Raw genomic sequence first — 17,795 nt, 5'->3', positions numbered from 1 at the left:
GACAGTCGTGCGGGACAAGGGGCGACAGAAGCGGTCGGTCGTCCCCTCTCCCGCCCTGCTCCCGACAGCCCAAAAAGGGTATTCTTGACGCTCCCCCAACCGGAGCCCCCTCATGCCCAGATTGCCCTTTTTGCTGATCCCCCTGTTACTGCTCGCTGGCTGCAGCTCGACCGCTTTTGTTCAGCAAGATCTGCAACACCACCACTGGGTACTGAGCAAACTGGATGGCGAACCGATCGAGGCCCCCCGCGACAATCCCCCCGATTTCGAGATCGGCGAGCACTTCACCGTCAACGGCATCGCCGGTTGCAACCGCTACTTCGGTCAGGGCCATCTGGAAGATGACAAACTGTGGGTCACCAGTCTGGGCAGCACCGAAATGGCCTGCATGCCGCCGCTCGACACCATAGAACAGGCCGTACTGACCACCCTGACCGAGGGTGCGACCCTGAGCGGCACCAGCCAGAACCTGATCCTGCAGGGCAAACAGCACCGTTTGGAATACACCTTGCGCGACTGGGTGTTCTAGCGCTCACAAAGCCGCATCACAAACAGGAACATGTTGTCCGGCTGTGGCACAATATGAGGCAGAGTTCGCAACGGAGGCTGCCTCAGCCATGTCGATGGATCGCCTGTTTGACAAGATCAAACAACTCCCCACTATTCCCAAGCTGCTGCACGAGTTGATGCAGAGCTTCAACGACGAGAATGCCCGCATCGACGAGATTGCGGCCAAGATCGCCATGGATCAGGTGATCAGCGTCAAGGTGCTGCGGATGGCCAACTCGGCCGCCCTGCGCCGGGGCAACGAAGTGACCTCCATCGAACAGGCGGTGATCCGGCTCGGCTTCAACCGGCTGCGCTCCGTGGTGGTCGCCTCCGGCATCATCGGCACCTTCAAGGCCCCGCCCAGCTTCGACAAGAACAAGTTCTGGACCGAGACCTTCCAGGTCGCCACCATAGCCCGAACCCTGGCCCAGGAGGCCAAGGTGATGGATCCCGAGACCGCCTTCACCTGCGCGTTGATCCACAACATCGGCGAACTGCTTATCCAGAGCACCTTGCCGGAGGAGGCCGAGCTCATCAACATGGCGATCCAGAACGGCAGCAGCCGGGTCGAGGCCCAGCGGGAGATGCTGGGCTACGACTATGCCCAGCTCGGTGCCGAGCTGGCGCGGCGCTGGAACCTCTCTGAGGCCTTCGTCGATGCCATCTCCCAGCAGCTTGACCCGCTCTCCCACGATCCGGTCAGCAAGGAGGCGGTGCTGATCCGCCTCGCCGTGTTTATCTCCTTCGCCTGGAACGCGGGCGTGCCTGCCCAGGCCATCATCGCCCGCTTCCCCAAACCGCTCGCCGACCAGTTGGGACTGGATCCCAAGTCGCTGGCAGGCCAGCTCGAAACACTGCATGAACAGGGTAATGCCCTCGCCGATCTTCTGACTCAATAAGCATCATGACCCATCCGTTTCTGTTTCATCCCCAGGTGGCGCCCTGGTTCAAAGAGAGCGCCGACGCACTGCAATTGACCCTCTTTAGCGAGCTGGATGCGCCGATCCGCGAGGTGTGGCTGCGCCACGAGCCGGATAACGAGGAGTACCTGATCCCGATGACAGCGGTCTCCACCCGCGATCGGCTGCAGGTGTGGCAGGCGACCCTGCCGCTCATCAAGGGACAGGATATCCACCTCTACAGCTTCAAGTGCCTCACCGACGAGGAGCAGTGGTGGCTGCACGGTGCGGGCGTCAGCGCGTCCATGCCGCCACGGGAACAGCATTTTCGCTTCAACAGCCTGCACCAGCCACCGGCCTGGGTGCAGGATCAGGTGTTCTACCAGATCTTCCCCGACCGTTTCTGCAACGGCGATCCGTCGCTGAGCGTCAAGCATCACGAGTACGAATATCGCGGCAAAGCGGTGATCAGCAAGGCGTGGGGCGAGCCGGTCAGTCGCCACGAAGAGGGCCACGGCGCCTGCGAATTTTACGGTGGCGATCTGGCGGGGATCGATGCCAAGCTCCACTACCTGCAATCTCTCGGGGTGACGGCGCTCTACCTCAACCCCATCTTCGATTCGCCGAGCAACCACAAGTACGACACTCAGGACTACTTCAAGGTGGATGCCCACCTCGGCAGCAACGAGCAGTTCGCCGAGCTGACCCGCAACCTGCACCAGCGCGGCATGAAGATCATCCTCGATGCAGTGGTCAACCACACCTCTACCGAGCACCCCTGGTTCTGCCCGCCACTGGGAGCCCAGAGCAACCCGGACTCCCCGTGGCGCAGCTTCTACACCTTTGACAAAGAAGGGGATTATGTCAGCTGGAAGGGCATTCGCAGCCTGCCCAAGCTCGACTTCTCCTGCGAGAAGGTGCAAGACGCCGTCTATCGGGCCGACGACGCCATCCTCCGTTACTGGATGCGCGCACCCTACCAGATCGATGGCTGGCGCTTCGACGTCATCCACATGCTGGGGGAGCGCGGCACCGCCGAGGGCAACCGCAGCCATGTGCGCGCCATTCGCGGCGCGGTGAAGCAGGAGAACCCGGACGCCTATGTGCTCGGCGAACACTTCTTCGAAGCGAGCCAGTGGCTGCAAGGGGATCAGGAGGATGGCGCCATGAACTACTACGGCTTCGCCCACCCGATCCGCGCCTTCCTGGCTGGCAAGGATATCGCCTACCACCCCATCAAGATCAGCGCCGAAGAGCTGGATCGCTGGCTCAAGCTGGCGCGGGCCCATATCCCGTTCAAGAACCAGCTGGCCCAGTTCAACCTGCTGGACAGCCACGATACCGCCCGTTTCCTCCATCTGCTGGGCGAGGACAAACAGCGGATGCAGCTGGCCGCCACCCTGCTGCTCACCTATATCGGTGTGCCGTCTATCTACTACGGCGATGAAGTGGGACTCTCCGGCGGCAACGACCCGGACTGCCGCCGCTGCTTCCCGTGGGATACCACAGACTGGGATCACGTGCTGCACGACCACTATCGCCGGCTGATCCAGATCCGCCGCCAGCGCCCCTCCCTGCGCCGTGGCGATATCCAGACCCTCTACGCCGGGCCCCACAGCTATGTGTTCGCCCGTACCCTGCAAAGCGATCAGGTGGTGGTGGCCTGCAACCGCCATCCGAGCGAGCCGCGCACCATCAGCCTGCCTCTGTGGCAGACCGCCAGCCCCGCCAGCCGCTTCACCGACGCCTTCAACGGCGAGAAGTTCGAAGTGGTGCAGGGCGAGGTGCAGCTCACCATCCCCGCCAACTCGGCCCGGGTGCTGATCTCCAGCTGAGTGGGCAACTGACATGCTGAAAAACAAAACCGGAGCCCAAGGCTCCGGTTTTTTATTCCATTCAATCCACCATGACGTTTGGATCTTTGCCTGCCGCCATCAGTAATTGATGCTGACGTAGGGCACTTCCGGCACCTGCCAGCGCTGCTTGAGGTAGACGGTGAGCACGAAGAAGAAGTTGGCCAGCAGGTTGGCGAAGCGATAGAGAATGGGATCGAAGGCCACCCCGCTCTCTTCCAACCGGACCAGCAGCCGCACCACCTTCTTGCTGCCACAGCGGCACAGATGGAGGGTGGGAATGGGCTGCGGCCCCTGCGGCAGCACGAAACCGGTGACGCTGCCGCGACTCGCCTCGTTGTAGTGGTCGTAACGGGCCTTGAGCCACTCAAGGTCTGCATCGAAGATCCCCAGCTTGCCGCGTACCGAGCCGTTTAGGTTGTAGATAAGTCGCTGCAACGCCGCGAGATCCGCCAGCATGGGCTCGGTATCGGCATCCGGCGCAAGGTGTGACAGCACGGCCCCGACCTGACAGCAGAGCTCGTCGGTGGCGATTTCAAAATCACATTTGAGCGAGGTTTCGAAGATAAAGGGGTAGCAGAGCTCGCGCTTGTCTCTTGGCTTCTTGGGGTTCATGGGGCAACCGGATTGGAGAAAAGGCCAGTTTGCCAGCCCCGGGAAGGGCTGGCAAACGGCAGGTCATTACTTGCGTAACGCGCTGTGGTTCAGGCGTTCTTACTGGTGGGCTCGGTAGACGGCTGGAACTGGTTGATCATCCGTAGCGCCTCCAGCATCCGCTGGTTGAAGCTGGTGAAGCGATCGACCTGTGCAGGTTCCCCTTCCCCTCTCGCCGCCAACACGGCCGGGGTCAGCGCCTGTTGCTGGGATGGTGGCAGCAGGCTATCCGCCTGTTTCTGCACCTGATCCAGCTTCGGCAGATAGTCGGCAAACGGCTTGATCAGATCCTGCAGGGAGTGCGCCCCCTGATAGGTCTGGCTCAGCTTGACGCTCTGCTTGAGCTTGAGAGAGTAGGAGGCCAGCTGGCTGTCATCCAGTTTCAGCTCGCCCGCCTTGTCCAGCAGATCCTCGAAGTTGCCGGAGAAGAAGTTCCCCGCCAGCTCATCGATCCCTTTGACCAGCTTGCCGATGGACTCCATCTCGTCGCTGCTGAGCTCCCCTTCAAGCGAGAAGCTGAAGCTCTGGCTCGACTTGAGGCTGAACTGGCTGCCGCTCTCGCTGCTCTGGGACTTGGTCTGCCAGCTGTCGTTGAAGCGCAGCACCACCTTGTCGCCATCCTTGGTCTGGATCTCCAGATAACCCTGCTGGCGGCTGGCCATCTCGGCCTGCCCCATGTCGGTCGGAGAGACCTTGCCGAAGAACTCCTTCTCGAACTCCTCGAGCCCTTTCTGGATCAGCTTGTAGCTCTGATCGATACCGGTTTTGATATCGTCATTGTCAGTCGCCCACTTGCCGAGCTGCTTCTTCGCCTCGTCAAAGCCATTGTCGACCCCCTTGCGGGCCTGCTCCATCATCCCGGTCAGGTCGTCGTCAGACTTGCCATCGGCCCGCGCGGCACCGAGCCGTCCGGTCACGAACTGCAGCACGTTGTCCGCCACCGACTGGAAGTCAAACAGGGTCTCAGGGGTGATCTCTTCGGGCTCTTTCACCTTCGGCGCCTGATAACCCTGGCCGTTGATCTCCAGCGAGAACTGCAATGCCTGCTGGATCAGCACCTGCGCCCACTTGGGCGGCTTGTGCAAGGAGACAGCCTCCTCGCTCTTGACCTGTTTCTGCTCCGCCTGTTGGGGCGATTTGGGAGAAACACCCACTCCCTTGGGTTGGGCTGCGCCCACGCCTTCGATCTGCATAATGTGTCCTCCCACCATGCCTGTAGATCAGCTATCGGCCTGACTGAACACTTCTTGACCACAAAATGCTGGACAATCTGCCGCTGGCTTTTAAAATCGGGCCCCTTTGGGTGGCCTGTTGCCTTCCCCCGATTTCGACCCGGCCCGGCCGGTGTGCATGTGAGGTATTTATGACCCAGTCCCAACAGCCTTCCGCGAACGCTCCGGCGCCTAGAACCGCGGCCGACTATCAGGCCCAACTCGACGAAAAGCGCGCTCGCCTCACCGAGCTGTTTGCCGGCTTCACCCTCCCGGCGCTGGAAGTGCACAGCTCACCGGCGGAGTACTACCGGATGCGCGCCGAATTTCGCATCTGGCACGAAGGGGATGACCTCTTCCACTGCATGTATGCCCCGGCGACCAAAGAGATCATCAAGATAGACCACTTCCCTACCGCCAGCCGCCTCATCAACCAGTTGATGCCGCTGCTGCTGGAGGGGCTGCGCCCACACCCGGTGCTGCGCCGCAAGCTGTTCCAGATCGACTACCTCTCCACCCAGTCCGGCCAGATCATCGTCAGCCTGCTCTATCACCGCAAGCTGGAAGCAGAGTGGCAACAGGCCGCCGAAGCGCTGCAGGCCGATCTGCGCGCCAAGGGGTTCGAGCTGCAACTGATTGGCCGCGCCCACAAGCAGAAGATCTGTCTGGGGGATGACTTCGTCATCGAACAGCTCAACGTGGCGGGTCGCCAGCTCACCTACAAACAGGTGGAGAACAGCTTCACCCAGCCCAACGCCGCCATCAACGAACAAATGCTGGCCTGGGCGCTGGATGTGACCAAGGGGAGCGAAGGGGACCTGCTGGAGCTCTATTGCGGCAACGGCAACTTCTCCATCGCGCTGGCGCAGAACTTCCGCAAGGTGCTGGCCACCGAGATCGCCAAGCCGAGCGTCGACTCCGCCCAGTTCAACATCGCCGCCAACGGCGTCGACAACCTGATCATCCTTCGGATGTCGGCCGAAGAGTTCACCATGGCGATGCGTGGCGAGCGGGAGTTCAACCGCCTCAAGGGGGTCGATCTCAAGAGCTACCAGTGCAACACCATCTTCGTTGACCCACCCCGCGCAGGTCTGGACGATGCCACCGTCAAGCTGGTGCAGGAGTACGACAACATCCTCTACATCTCCTGCAACCCAGATACCCTGCAGGCCAACATGGCCGTGCTGGGCGAAACCCACGAAATCGCCCGTTTCGCCCTGTTCGACCAGTTCCCCTGGACCCATCACATGGAAGCCGGGGTCTATCTGCGCCGCAAGGCCGGTTGATTCAGGCAGACAAGAAAACAACAACAGGGCCGGATGGCCCTGTTTTGTTATTGACTGAACACCGGCCTCACTCCAGCCGGAAGTGACCCACGATCTCCCGCAGCCGGTCGTAGGTCTGCTGCATCGCCACGGAGCTGGCGACCGTCGCTTCGCTATTGTGGGTCAGCTGGCGGATCACTTCGGCGATGGCACTCATGTTGCGGTTGATCTCTTCGGCCACCGCGCTCTGCTGCTCCGCCGCCGTGGCGATATGGCTGATGAGATCGTTGATCTCCACTACTTCCCCTGCCATCAGATCCAGCGACTCGTTGACCCTGGTGGTGTTCTCGGCCGCCCCCTGACAGCTCTGCTTGGTGTTGCCCATGGCATCCACCACGGTGCGGGTGCCCCGCTGCAGACTGGCCAGCATGGTCTGGATCTCGGCTGTGCTCTGCTGGGTGCGGGCCGCGAGGGAACGCACTTCGTCTGCCACCACCGCAAAGCCACGCCCCTGTTCACCAGCGCGGGCCGCCTCGATGGCGGCGTTGAGCGCCAGCAGGTTGGTCTGTTCGGCAATGCTGCCGATCACCCCGAGCACTGAGCCAATCTGCTGCACATCCTGTTGCATCGCTTCAATGGAGCGGGCAGTGGCTTCCACTTCGTCCACCAGCGCCATCACGCTGGCCATTGCCTGATCTACCACCTGACGGGACTGGCTCGCCAGTTGCTGGCTCTGGCCGGTGAGCTGGGCGGTGCTGGCCGCACTCTCGGAGACGGAGACCGCGGTGCGGCTCATCTCGTTGATGGCGGTCACCACCTGCTCGGTCTCGCGTACATGGTCCGCCAGCAGGGACTGGGCGGCGCCGGTCTGGTTGGCCAGCCCCTCGATGCCGCTGTTGAGCTGGCCGCTCGCCTGCCGCACCTCCCCCATCATCTCCTGCAGCCGCTCGATAAAGCGGTTGATCCCAGCCGAGATCTGGCCCAGGTCATCCTTGCTGGTCACCGCCAGTCGGCGGGTGAGATCGCCGCTGCCGCGGGAGAGCTCCAGCACCAGATCCCGCAGCGAGAGGATGGGGCGATAGGCCACATTGAGCGCCAGCATCGCCAGCACCATCACCACGATCGCCACGCCGCACAGTGCCATGATGATCTGGCCGTTGAGGGCCCGGGTCATGGCACGGATGTAATCGAGGTCGATGTAGCCGGTCAGCGTCCAGCTGCTGCCACGAATATCCAGCTGGTTGGGGCGCGCTTCACTCTCCCCTTGCGGCTTGCTGTTATAGAGGCTGTTGCCCCGGCCGTCGGCCAGCGAGAAGTAGCGGCCATCGCCGCTCATCTTCTCCAGCAGGCTTTTGAACTCGCTCATGTCGAGGTAGTAGAGATAGGCCGAATCGGCACCGCGCGGCACCAGAATGGTGATGACCGGCTTGCCATCCACCTGTTGCAGCGGGCTGACGGTGATCTGGTTGTTGGCGGCGGGGATCAGCTTGCGCAGGGCATCGACCTTGGCCGTATCGTTGATGACACCGCTCACGTCGAAGGCCATGTCGCCGATCACCTTGACGATGTTGTGAAAGCCGGTCTCTTGCAGGGTCTTCTTGACGTTGGTCACCCCGAAGTTGAGGTTGGCGGCCAACAGGATCTTCTGATTGATGTCGCTGGCCAGCTTCTCTTTGACCAGAGTGATCTGCTCGTTGATGTTGTGGGTTGCCTGAGTGCGAATGTAGCCACTGATGAAGTGATTCACACTGAGTCCGGCGGTGCCGATGGTGACCAGAATGGCCAGTAGCAGCAAGAGGTAAATCTTGACCTTGAATGGCATGGGTTCCCTCCAGAAGAGAGGGCTGGCAACGCCAACCCTCTCTGCCAATCGTTATTTCTTCTTGGCGTACTTCATGGAGTCCAGGGCCACCGCCAGAATGATGATGCCGCCCTTGATGATGAACTGCCAGTAAGGGCTGACCCCGATATAGGTCAAGCCATAGTTGATCAGGGTGAAGATAAGTACGCCTGTGATCACACCCGCGACCGTTCCCACCCCGCCGGCAAACGACACCCCGCCTACCACACACGCCGCGATGGCATCCAGCTCGTACATGAAGCCGAGGTTGTTGGTGGCGCTACCGATCCGGCCCGCTTCCAGCATGCCGCCGAAGGCGTAGAAGACCCCTGCCAGCGCATAGATCATCACCAGATTGATCGCCACATTGACGCCGGAGACCTTGGCAGCCTCGGGGTTGCCGCCGATGGCGAAGATGTTTTTGCCAAAACGGGTCTTGTTCCACAGCACCCAGACAAAGACGCTGGCGATGGCCGCATAGAAGGTGAGATAGGAGAGCTTGAAGCCGCCGATCCGGATAAAGCCCTGGGCGAAGCTGGAGAAGCGGGGGTCAAACCCGGCCACCGGCGAGGCACCCACCGAATCGAAGTAGAGGGAGTTGATACCGTAAACGATGATCATGGTGCCCAGAGTGGTAATGAACGGGGTTACGTTCAGGTAGGCCACAATGAGACCGTTGACCAGACCAATCAGGGCACCCACCACACACACCAGCAGGATCACCGCCGGAATGGGCACCTCCCCCAGCGTCGGGAACACCTTGTTGACGTTGGTCAGCGCCTGCAACATGGTTGCCGCGATGAGTGCCGCCAGACCGACCTGACGACCGGCCGAGAGATCCGTCCCCTGGGTGATGATGATGCCCGCCACCCCCAGCGCGATGATGACCCGCACCGAGGACTGGGTCAGGATGTTGCTGAAGTTGGTGAGGCTCAGGAAGGAGGGCTCCTGGATCACGATGACCATGAGCAGCACCAGCAGCACCAGATAGATGGCGTTTTCCTTGAGCGCCTGCATCAGATTGAAATTTTTAGCCGACTCCATAAATGTCTTCCTGTCTCTAGAGGTACAGAGATGCCAGGCGCAGTATCTCGCTCTGGTCAGTTTCTTTGGTATTGACGATCCCGGCGACCCGGCCATTGCTCATCACCATGATGCGATCGGTGATCCCCAGCAATTCCGGCATCTCTGACGAGATGATGATGATCCCCTTGTCCTTCTTCGCCAGCTCCAGGATGAGCTGGTAGATCTCGAACTTGGCCCCGACGTCGATGCCGCGGGTGGGCTCGTCAAGCATCAGGATCTCCGGCTGGGTCAGCAGCCAGCGACCGATGATCACCTTCTGCTGGTTGCCCCCGGAGAGGGAACCGATCTGGGTCTGCTGGGTCGGCGTCTTGACCCGCATGGAGTCGATCACCCACTGGGTATCGCTCTTCATCTTGTTGTCGCTGAGCAGCCCCATGGAGCCCTTGTAGCTGTCCATGTTGGCGATCAGGGAGTTGAAGGCGATATCGAGCCGGGAGTAGATACCGGTGGAGCGGCGCTCTTCCGTCACCAGCGCAAAGCCGTTGCGGATCGCTTCGTGGGCGTTGTGGTTGGCTACTTCTTTGCCGTGCAGCTTGATGCTGCCCTGACTGCGATCGCGAATACCGAACAGGGTCTCGACGATGTCGGTGCGCTTGGCTCCCACCAGTCCGGCGATGCCGAGGATCTCCCCCTTGTGCAGGTTGAAGGTGATGTCCTGAATGGAGGGCTGGTTCTTCGCCGTCAGGTGTTCGATCTCGAGGATCACCTCTTTCGGCTGGTTGGTCTTTTCCGGGAAACGCTGGGTCAGTTCACGGCCGACCATCATGCCGATGATCTGATCCATGGTCATGCCCTTGAGCGGCTGGGTTGCCACCCACTGGCCATCCCGCAATATGGTGATCTCGTCACAGAGCTGGAAGATCTCCTCCATCTTGTGAGAGATGTAGACGATGCCGCACCCCTTCTCCTTTAACTTGTTGATGATCTTGAAGAGGTGATTCACCTCTTTCTCGGTCAGCGAGGAGGTGGGTTCGTCCATGATGACGATCTTGGCATCGTAGGAGAACGCCTTGGCGATCTCGATCATCTGCATCTGGGAGACCGACAGGGTCGCGACCTTCACTTTGGGGTCGATGTCGATATCCAGCTCATCGAAGATGCGCTTGGTGTCGTCATACATCTTGCCGTGGTCGATAAACCACCCCTTGGTGGGGTAGCGGCCGAGCCACATGTTGTCCATCACGGTACGCTGCAACACCAGGTTGAGCTCCTGATGCACCATGGAGACGCCATTTTCCAGCGCCTCTTTGGAGGAGGTGAAGTTGATCTCCTGCCCCTTGAAGAAGATCTTGCCCTGATCCTTCTCGTAAATGCCGAACAGGCACTTGAGCAGTGTGGATTTTCCCGCTCCGTTCTCGCCCATCAACGCATGCACAGAATGAGGACGGACCCGTAAATTGACATTATCGAGTGCCTTGACGCCGGGAAAACTCTTACTGACGTCAATCATCTCCAACAGCCATTCTGATTGTTGCTGTGTTGTCATATCAGCCATCACATCTGGTTGAAAAAAGGGCAAGGGGATCTCCCTTGCCCTGGAGGAGGGAATTACTCGAATTGGGACAGGTTGTCTTTATCCACACCGACGTAGGCAACACGTACTACCTTGTCGACGATATTCCACTTGGTGCCTTCACCGGCCGGTTTGCCTTCAGCCAGGTTCTTGGTCAGCTCGAAGGTGGCTTTGGCCTGGTTGGCCGCATCGTTCAGCACGGTACCCGCCATGGCACCGCTCTTGACCATGGCCAACGCTTCCGGCAGCGCATCGACGCCGAATACCGGAATGGCAGTCTTGCCCTGGGCTTTCAGTGACTCGACTGCACCCATTGCCATGCCGTCGTTGTTGGCGATGACCACTTCGATCTTGTTGGCGTTGGGGCCGGAGATCCAGGCATCCATCTTGTCTTTCGCCATGGCGGTATCCCACATACCGGTATCCATGTGCAGTTGTTCAGTCTTGACGCCACCATCGTTCAGGGTCTTGACCACGTAGGAGGTGCGCGCTTCGGCATCCGGGTGACCCGGCTCCCCTTTCAGCAACACGAACTGGATCACGCCATCCTTGTTCAGATCCCACTCCGGATGGGCTTTCCAATGTTTGGCAATCAGCTGACCCTGGATGATCCCTGACTCCTTGGAGTCAGTGCCCACGTAGTAGGCCTTGTCGTAGCTGGCCAGATCGGTAGCGCTCGGCTCCTTGTTGTAGAAGACCACCGGGATATCTTCGCCACGGGCTTTCTCAATCACCACCGGTGCCGCAGCCGGGTCAACCAGGTTGATGGCCAGCGCCTTCACCCCTTTGGCCAGCAGCACATCGATCTGGTCGTTCTGCTTGGACTGGTCGTTCTGGGAGTCGTTCATCAGCAGCTCCACCCCCGGAGTGGCTGCCGCCTCCTTCTCGATGGCCTTGCGCACGACCGCCATGAAGTTGTCGTCGTATTTGTAGACGGTTACCCCGATACGAGTGTCAGCCTGGGCATTGGCTCCAGCCATCATGCCCATCAGCAGGGCGGCAACTGTGGTCAGTTTTTTCATTATGTGTGCTCCGATGTGTCTATCTGTGTTGTAGGGTGGCGAGCAATTGAGCAAGCGCCAATCAATGTAATCAATTTGTTGTCATTTCTTCTGTGATCACGACGACAAAATGAAAACGTTTACACTCTGTTACATTGAAACTTTATATTTATTTTTCAAATACATATAAATAAAAATCAGATTTGAGACTCAATCTTTCCCACAGCATTGAGGCTAGTCGTTACTGGTCTGTTGTCAAAATGGCACACAGGCTCGACAGTCGTCTCAATAGCTGGCTTAACGGAGAGTGCAGCCCCAACGGTAACGACGCTCGAGCAGTTGATACTCGGGACGCACGCTCTGGCTCCAGGAGTCATCACCGCCCACCCCCATATGGGCGCCATCGAGACAGACCCACAGCCCCTCTTCGGCCACCAGATCGCTCTGGTGACGAGCAGCGGCCAGCTGTTGCTGACTGAAGCGGCTGGCACTGAAATGGAAGGTGCCGCTCACCGTCGTGCTGCCCAGCTGCAACTGGCGGGTATCACAGCGCAAGCCGTTGTCACTCGGGAAAATGTAAGGGGTATGCATCGCCTCCAGCGGCAGACTCCAGCGCCCCAGATCGGCGCCCAGCAGGCGATCCGGATAGTTCTCGTGCGGGCCGCGTCCCAACCATTCGGCTCGCGCCGGTACCTCGGCCAGATGAAGCAGCAGACCGATCCGCGGCAGCGACGGCAGCACCTGTGCCAGCTCGGTTTCTATCTCCAGGCTCATGGCGCCATCGTCGGTAAAGCGGTGATGCCAGTGACTCACCAGCAGCAGCTCATCGTGGTGGAAGTAACCATGGCTGACCCGGATATCCCCTCCGACGACCGCGATCCCCAGACAGCGGTGCTGCCACTGACCGAGGCCACAGCCCTGCCAGCGAGCAATCCAGGAGTTGGGGTCGGCGTGATCCGCTTCGCTGGTGCCAATGTCGTTGTCGAGCGGTGCGCGATAGAAGTGTTCCATGATCGGCGCCAACAACTGCTCCTGCCCCGATTTTTGCCAACTGGTGATGCGGCCGCTCAGCTTGTCGAGCCACCACTGACTGTTTGCGGCAGTGATCCGCCAGCCATCTGACTGTTCGCTCAGGGTGGCGGCCGCGACTGGCGCAGGCAGAGCAAGGGGGGTCGGCAGGGTGAACTGCTGACGGGCGACCTTGTGATCCGCCTGCGACCATAGGGTAGCCTGCGGCTGAACGATGGCCAGATCGAGCCAGGCCAGTGAGCCTGCCGCAAAGGCGGGCAGTGTCTCGCTCAGGGTCAACTCGACCCCCCCCTGTGGCGCCAGCTCAAGGGAGAACTCCCCCTGCTGCTGCACATGGCCGTTCTCACACAGCTGCCAGCAAAGCCGCTCGTTGTCGGTTTCCCGAAACAGGTATTCGCTCTCGATCCGCACCCGCAGCGGGGTGTGCTCAAGCAGGCTGAAGCGGAACGGCTGCTGGGCACGTTTTGCCTCGAACAGGGTGGGATGGGGGGTGCGATCCGGGAACAGCAGGCCGTTGCAGCAGAACTGGCGATCGTTTTGCACATCACCGAAGTCGCCGCCATAGCCCCAGTAGTGGCGACCATCGGCGGTGTATTTGTCGAGCCCCTGATCGACCCAATCCCAGACAAACCCGCCTTGCAGGCGTGGATGATCGCGAAACGCCTGCCAGTAGTGGGCGTAGCCCCCCAAACTGTTACCCATGGCGTGGGCATATTCGCAGAGGATCAGCGGCCGGTGCTCGTCGGGCAGACCGATCCACTTGGCCAGCGCCCACTTGGGCACCGCCGGGAAGGGCTGATCCTGATGGGTTCTGGCATACATGGGGCAGATAATGTCGGTCGCCGGGGTATCGGCCCCGCCCCCCTCGTACTGCACCGGACGGCTCGGGTCGCTGCGCTTGATCCAGCCATACATGGCATCGTGGGCTGGGCCGTAACCCGACTCGTTGCCGAGCGACCAGATGATGATCGAGGGGTGGTTGAAATCCCGTGCCACCATGCGGGTCGCCCGCTCCAGAAAGGCATTGCTCCAGGCGGGATCCCGCGCCAGCCGCCCCATCGGAGTCATGCCGTGGGTCTCCAGATTCGCCTCGTCCACCACATAGAGACCGAGCCGATCGCAGAGGCGATAGAAGTCGGGGTGGTTGGGATAGTGGGAGCAGCGCACCGCATTGAAGTTGTGCCGCTTCATCAGCAGCAGATCCCGCTCCATGGTGGCGCGATCGATGGCATAACCCTTGGCGGGATGGTGTTCATGACGGTTGGCACCACGAACAAGCAGCAGCTGACCGTTGACCCGCAGCAGGCCGCCACGGATCTCCACCACCCGAAAGCCTACATCGCACGCCTCGCTCTCGATAGCCTGGCCCAGCTCGTCCAGCAGGGTCAGGGTCAGGCGATAGAGATGGGGCGTCTCGGCGCTCCACTTGCGCGGCGCAGCCACGTCGAGCCAGAACTCGGCGCGATCGTCATACGCCCCCTTCTCATCAATGGCTTGGGTGCCTATCGGCTGGCGCAGGGTCGCGACCCGCTCGCTACCGTCATAGAGATTGGCCTCTACCGACAGACCGACCCCATTGGCGACTTGCAGGGCAATCTTGAGACGGCCATCCCGATAGCAGGCATCCAGCTCGGGGGTCACCCGCATATCCATCAGATGGCGGGACGGTTTGTGCAACAGGCTGACGGAGCGGAAGATCCCCGACAGCCACCACATATCCTGATCTTCCAGATAGGAGCCGTCGGACCAGCGCAGCACCAGCACCGCCAGCCGGTTGCGACCGCTCTGCAGATATGGGGTCAGATCGAATTCGGCGGGCAGCCGGCTGTCCTGGGAGTAACCGACCCAGCGGCCGTTGCAGAAGAGGTGGAAGGCGCTGCTCACCCCGTCAAAGATGATCCGGCTCTGACCGCTGGCCAGCCAGTCGGCGGACAGTTCGAACTCGCGGGAGTAGCAACCGGTGGGGTTCTCTGCCGGCACCCGGGGCGGATCGCAAGGAAAGGGGTACTTGATATTGGTGTAGATGGGGCCATCGGTGAGCGGCCGCGCAGCCGGATAGGCGGCATCCAGCTGCCAGTTACCCGGTACGGTAATGGGAGTCGCATCCGCCAGATCCTGTTCCAGCCAGCTCTCGGGCACCCGCTCGGGGGCGGCAAAGAAGGAGAAGCGCCACTCGCCATCGAGCAAGAGACGGGAGGAAGAGGCCAGATCATCCTTGGCATCCGTTTCGCTGCGCCAGCTGAACATGGGGGTATGGGCAGCCAAGCGGTTTACCGACGTAATGGCCTGAGTCTGCCAATCCTGACGCGCCACTATCTCCCTGAGCATTCACTCTCTCCCTGCTGATTGGAAAACGTATTCAGTCTAGAGAAGTATGACGCAGGGAACGGCGATCTCGCTCACATGAATGTAAACGATTACACTTATTTTGTTAAGTAAAGCGGAGTAAAAATGATTAAAAACAGGTAAAACAATAACTGTGCAATAAACGGCCCCGAACAGGGCCGTAAAAGGGGCTATCCGGCCCGAACCGGTGCCACCGAGTGGCGATTGATCAGGGTGGGGGTATAAATCCGGCTCTGGGTCGCTTCACTCTCCCCCGCCGCCAGCTGAATGGCCAGCTTGGCCGCCTGGGCTGCCATCAGCTCGATGGGATAGCGCATGGTGGAGAGCTTGGGTCTCAGGTATCTGGCATAGATGATGTCATCGAAGCCCACCACCGAGACCTCCTCCGGCACCCGCAGGCCGTTATCCGCCAGCACCGAGATGGCACCGGCCGCCATGGCATCGTTATAGGCCACCACCGCGGTCACCTTGAGCCCCTTGGCCAGCAGGTTGAGCATGGCGCGCTCGCCCCCCTCCTCGTTCGGGGTGCCGCTCTCGATAAGCTCGGGATCGGCTGCCAGACCCGCTTCCATCAGTCCATCCTGATAACCCTGCAGGCGCAAGGTGGCATCCTCGATGGCGTGATCCGAGCTGATAAAGGCGATGTGGCGGTGGCCAAGATCGATCAGATGACGGGTCGCCGTAGCCGCCCCCAGCCGGTTATTGAGGGCGATGCAGCGACCCTTGAGGGCAGCAATATCGCGGTTGATCAGCACCATGCCGGGCACCCGCATGGCGTAATCGCACAGTTCCTCGTCGCTCAGCGCCTTGCTGTGCACCACCAGCGCCTCGCAGCGCTTGCCGATCAGCAGCTCGATCGCTTCGCGCTCCTGCCGCGCCTTGTGAAAACCATTACCCATCAGCAGGTGGAGATTCTGCTCGACGGCTACGCCCGAGACCCCCTTCACCAGTGCACCAAAGAAGGGATCCGCCACGTCTCCGACCACCACTCCCATGGTGTCGCAAGTCTGGCTGACCAGTGCCCGCGCGTTGGCGTTGGGGGTGTAGCCCAGTTCGGCCATTGCCTTCTGCACCACTTCGCGAGACGCAGCGCTGGCCTTGGGGGAGTTGTTCATCACCCGTGAAACCGTTGCCACCGACACATTGGCCAAACGGGCGACATCCTTGATGGTGCTCATGCTGTTTTCACTTCTTTCACTGTGCAATAGAGCGCCATTATACCCAGCAAACCCATTGAAAACAGGGGTGAAACGCATATCTGCCGTCAGGATGACCATAAAAACAGTGTAATCGTTTACACTGTTTTGCAAGCAAGCTCACAGTTTGGTCGCCACACCCTCGGCTAGACTGCTTCCAGACACTTTTTCAGTGGAGAGCAAGATGAACGTTCTGGTCACCGGCGGTTGCGGATATATCGGCAGCCACACCTGTCTGGCCCTGCAAGCGGCAGGTATGAATCCCGTGGTGGTCGACAACCTCTGCAACAGCAAGCGCAGCGTATTGACTCGAGTCGCGGCTATCAGCGGCCAGCAACCTATGTTCTATCAAGGAGATATTCGCGATGCCGCCCTGCTGGACCGGATCTTCGCCGAGCAGCATATCGATGCAGTGATCCACTTTGCCGCCCTCAAGGCGGTCGGCGAGTCGACCCGCATTCCACTGGATTACTACGAGAACAACCTCGGTGGCACCCTCACCCTGCTGCAGGCGATGAAGCGGGCTGGCGTGCACAATCTGGTGTTCAGCTCATCAGCTACCGTCTACGGCGATCCCGCCAATCTGCCGATCCGCGAGGATTTCCCTCGCAGCGCCACCAACCCTTACGGGCGATCCAAGCTGATCATCGAGGAGATCCTCGAAGATCTGCAGCTGGCCGAGCCGCACTGGAGCATGACCCTGCTGCGCTACTTCAATCCGGTCGGCGCCCACGAATCGGGCGCCATGGGGGAAGACCCGCAAGGGATCCCCAACAATCTCATGCCATTTTTAACCCAGGTGGCCATTGGCCGTCGCGACTGCTTGTCTGTCTTTGGAAACGATTACCCCACCCCGGACGGCACCGGCGTGCGCGACTACATCCATGTAATGGATCTCGCCGAAGGGCACGTCAAGGCGCTGCAACACTGCGCCGGCAAGGGTGGCGTGCACACCTACAACCTGGGCACCGGCGAGGGCCAGAGCGTGTTGCAGCTGGTCGCCGCTTTCTCTGCTGCCTGTGGCAAGCCGCTGCCATTTCGCATCGAGCCGCGTCGCCCGGGCGATATCGCCGCCTGCTGGGCCGATCCGGCCAAGGCGCAGCGTGAACTGGGCTGGCAGGCGACCCGCAACATCGACGCCATGTGCGCCGACAGCTGGCGCTGGCAATCCGCCAATCCGAACGGTTACGAGGAGTAGGCCTGCCTGCTCCCTGTTAATAGACGACCCTATTTTTCAATACCTTATTCAGGAGAGATGATGTTCAACCCCATCGATCATCCCCATCGCCGCTTCAACCCGCTGACCGGCCAGTATGTGCTGGTCTCCCCCCATCGGGCCAAACGCCCCTGGCA

General features: G+C 60.4%; 14 protein-coding genes. 6 read left to right on the top strand and 8 right to left on the bottom strand.

Annotated elements, in window-relative coordinates:
• Window positions 1–112: 112 nt before the first annotated feature.
• The 3 genes from AB5Y92_RS15705 to malZ all read left to right on the top strand — a co-directional run bounded on the left by AB5Y92_RS15705 (window position 113) and on the right by malZ (window position 3,283).
• Window positions 113–529 carry an META domain-containing protein gene (locus AB5Y92_RS15705; protein ID WP_107683310.1) on the top strand — a complete coding sequence of 139 codons (417 nt, stop codon included), beginning with the start codon at window positions 113–115 and terminating at the stop codon, window positions 527–529.
• An 88-nt stretch (window positions 530–617) separates the two neighbouring features.
• Window positions 618–1,448 (top strand): HDOD domain-containing protein, encoded by an 831-nt coding sequence (locus AB5Y92_RS15700; RefSeq protein ID WP_075116200.1) that lies wholly within the window; start codon window positions 618–620, stop codon window positions 1,446–1,448.
• 5 nt (window positions 1,449–1,453) lie between these two features.
• Window positions 1,454–3,283 carry a maltodextrin glucosidase gene (gene malZ, locus AB5Y92_RS15695; RefSeq protein WP_005355500.1) on the top strand — a complete coding sequence of 610 codons (1,830 nt, stop codon included), beginning with the start codon at window positions 1,454–1,456 and terminating at the stop codon, window positions 3,281–3,283.
• A gap of 99 nt (window positions 3,284–3,382) precedes the next feature.
• Here the strand turns inward: malZ and AB5Y92_RS15690 are convergent, their stop codons facing one another.
• On the bottom strand, window positions 3,383–3,916 hold the full coding sequence (locus tag AB5Y92_RS15690; protein WP_043821496.1) for an ATP--cob(I)alamin adenosyltransferase: 534 nt from the start codon (window positions 3,914–3,916) through the stop codon (window positions 3,383–3,385).
• A gap of 89 nt (window positions 3,917–4,005) precedes the next feature.
• Entirely contained in the window at window positions 4,006–5,148 is a 1,143-nt protein-coding gene (locus tag AB5Y92_RS15685; protein ID WP_245097497.1) for a DUF5610 domain-containing protein, read from the bottom strand.
• Between the two features lie 170 nt (window positions 5,149–5,318).
• On the opposite strand from AB5Y92_RS15685, the gene trmA reads away from it, so the two are divergent.
• The gene (gene trmA / locus AB5Y92_RS15680; RefSeq protein ID WP_216949961.1) at window positions 5,319–6,452 is read left to right on the top strand and encodes a tRNA (uridine(54)-C5)-methyltransferase TrmA; all 1,134 of its coding nucleotides are present in this window, start codon (window positions 5,319–5,321) and stop codon (window positions 6,450–6,452) included.
• A 67-nt stretch (window positions 6,453–6,519) separates the two neighbouring features.
• Here the strand turns inward: trmA and AB5Y92_RS15675 are convergent, their stop codons facing one another.
• From AB5Y92_RS15675 to AB5Y92_RS15650, 6 genes are all read right to left on the bottom strand, one after another.
• On the bottom strand, window positions 6,520–8,253 hold the full coding sequence (locus AB5Y92_RS15675) for a methyl-accepting chemotaxis protein (RefSeq protein ID WP_368227101.1): 1,734 nt from the start codon (window positions 8,251–8,253) through the stop codon (window positions 6,520–6,522).
• A 51-nt stretch (window positions 8,254–8,304) separates the two neighbouring features.
• A complete protein-coding gene (gene mglC / locus AB5Y92_RS15670) occupies window positions 8,305–9,315 on the bottom strand; it encodes a galactose/methyl galactoside ABC transporter permease MglC (protein WP_368227100.1) in 1,011 nt (336 codons plus the stop codon).
• Window positions 9,316–9,331: 16 nt separating this feature from the next.
• The gene (gene mglA / locus AB5Y92_RS15665; RefSeq protein WP_069527674.1) at window positions 9,332–10,852 is read right to left on the bottom strand and encodes a galactose/methyl galactoside ABC transporter ATP-binding protein MglA; all 1,521 of its coding nucleotides are present in this window, start codon (window positions 10,850–10,852) and stop codon (window positions 9,332–9,334) included.
• A 53-nt stretch (window positions 10,853–10,905) separates the two neighbouring features.
• The gene (gene mglB / locus AB5Y92_RS15660) at window positions 10,906–11,892 is read right to left on the bottom strand and encodes a galactose/glucose ABC transporter substrate-binding protein MglB (RefSeq protein WP_005340747.1); all 987 of its coding nucleotides are present in this window, start codon (window positions 11,890–11,892) and stop codon (window positions 10,906–10,908) included.
• A 276-nt stretch (window positions 11,893–12,168) separates the two neighbouring features.
• Entirely contained in the window at window positions 12,169–15,228 is a 3,060-nt protein-coding gene (locus tag AB5Y92_RS15655; RefSeq protein WP_368227099.1) for a beta-galactosidase, read from the bottom strand.
• 188 nt (window positions 15,229–15,416) lie between these two features.
• On the bottom strand, window positions 15,417–16,424 hold the full coding sequence (locus AB5Y92_RS15650) for a substrate-binding domain-containing protein (RefSeq protein ID WP_033136345.1): 1,008 nt from the start codon (window positions 16,422–16,424) through the stop codon (window positions 15,417–15,419).
• A gap of 202 nt (window positions 16,425–16,626) precedes the next feature.
• Between AB5Y92_RS15650 and galE the strand changes: the two genes are divergently transcribed.
• Together galE and AB5Y92_RS15640 are read left to right on the top strand one after the other, a co-directional pair.
• On the top strand, window positions 16,627–17,640 hold the full coding sequence (gene galE / locus AB5Y92_RS15645) for a UDP-glucose 4-epimerase GalE (RefSeq protein ID WP_368227098.1): 1,014 nt from the start codon (window positions 16,627–16,629) through the stop codon (window positions 17,638–17,640).
• Window positions 17,641–17,700: 60 nt separating this feature from the next.
• On the top strand, window positions 17,701–17,795 hold a 95-nt coding region (locus AB5Y92_RS15640; RefSeq protein ID WP_368227112.1), incomplete at its 3' end, for a hypothetical protein.

Origin of the sequence: Aeromonas sp. R1-1, from assembly GCF_040908495.1 — a bacterium.
Lineage (GTDB): Bacteria > Pseudomonadota > Gammaproteobacteria > Enterobacterales > Aeromonadaceae > Aeromonas > Aeromonas veronii.
The sequence above is the reverse complement of the archived record's forward strand: the minus strand, read 5'-3'. Positions and strand labels throughout refer to the sequence as shown.

Bases quoted from the DNA above. Each gene is read 5' to 3' on its own strand.
- AB5Y92_RS15700 (WP_075116200.1), top strand. From the start codon at position 618: ATGTCGATGGATCGCCTGTTTGACAAGATCAAACAACTCCCCACTATT.
- AB5Y92_RS15655 (WP_368227099.1), bottom strand. From the start codon at position 15,228: ATGCTCAGGGAGATAGTGGCGCGTCAGGATTGGCAGACTCAGGCCATT.
- AB5Y92_RS15705 (WP_107683310.1), top strand. From the start codon at position 113: ATGCCCAGATTGCCCTTTTTGCTGATCCCCCTGTTACTGCTCGCTGGC.
- galE (WP_368227098.1), top strand. From the start codon at position 16,627: ATGAACGTTCTGGTCACCGGCGGTTGCGGATATATCGGCAGCCACACC.
- malZ (WP_005355500.1), top strand. From the start codon at position 1,454: ATGACCCATCCGTTTCTGTTTCATCCCCAGGTGGCGCCCTGGTTCAAA.
- mglB (WP_005340747.1), bottom strand. From the start codon at position 11,892: ATGAAAAAACTGACCACAGTTGCCGCCCTGCTGATGGGCATGATGGCT.
- AB5Y92_RS15685 (WP_245097497.1), bottom strand. From the start codon at position 5,148: ATGCAGATCGAAGGCGTGGGCGCAGCCCAACCCAAGGGAGTGGGTGTT.
- trmA (WP_216949961.1), top strand. From the start codon at position 5,319: ATGACCCAGTCCCAACAGCCTTCCGCGAACGCTCCGGCGCCTAGAACC.
- AB5Y92_RS15650 (WP_033136345.1), bottom strand. From the start codon at position 16,424: ATGAGCACCATCAAGGATGTCGCCCGTTTGGCCAATGTGTCGGTGGCA.
- AB5Y92_RS15675 (WP_368227101.1), bottom strand. From the start codon at position 8,253: ATGCCATTCAAGGTCAAGATTTACCTCTTGCTGCTACTGGCCATTCTG.
- mglA (WP_069527674.1), bottom strand. From the start codon at position 10,852: ATGGCTGATATGACAACACAGCAACAATCAGAATGGCTGTTGGAGATG.
- AB5Y92_RS15690 (WP_043821496.1), bottom strand. From the start codon at position 3,916: ATGAACCCCAAGAAGCCAAGAGACAAGCGCGAGCTCTGCTACCCCTTT.
- mglC (WP_368227100.1), bottom strand. From the start codon at position 9,315: ATGGAGTCGGCTAAAAATTTCAATCTGATGCAGGCGCTCAAGGAAAAC.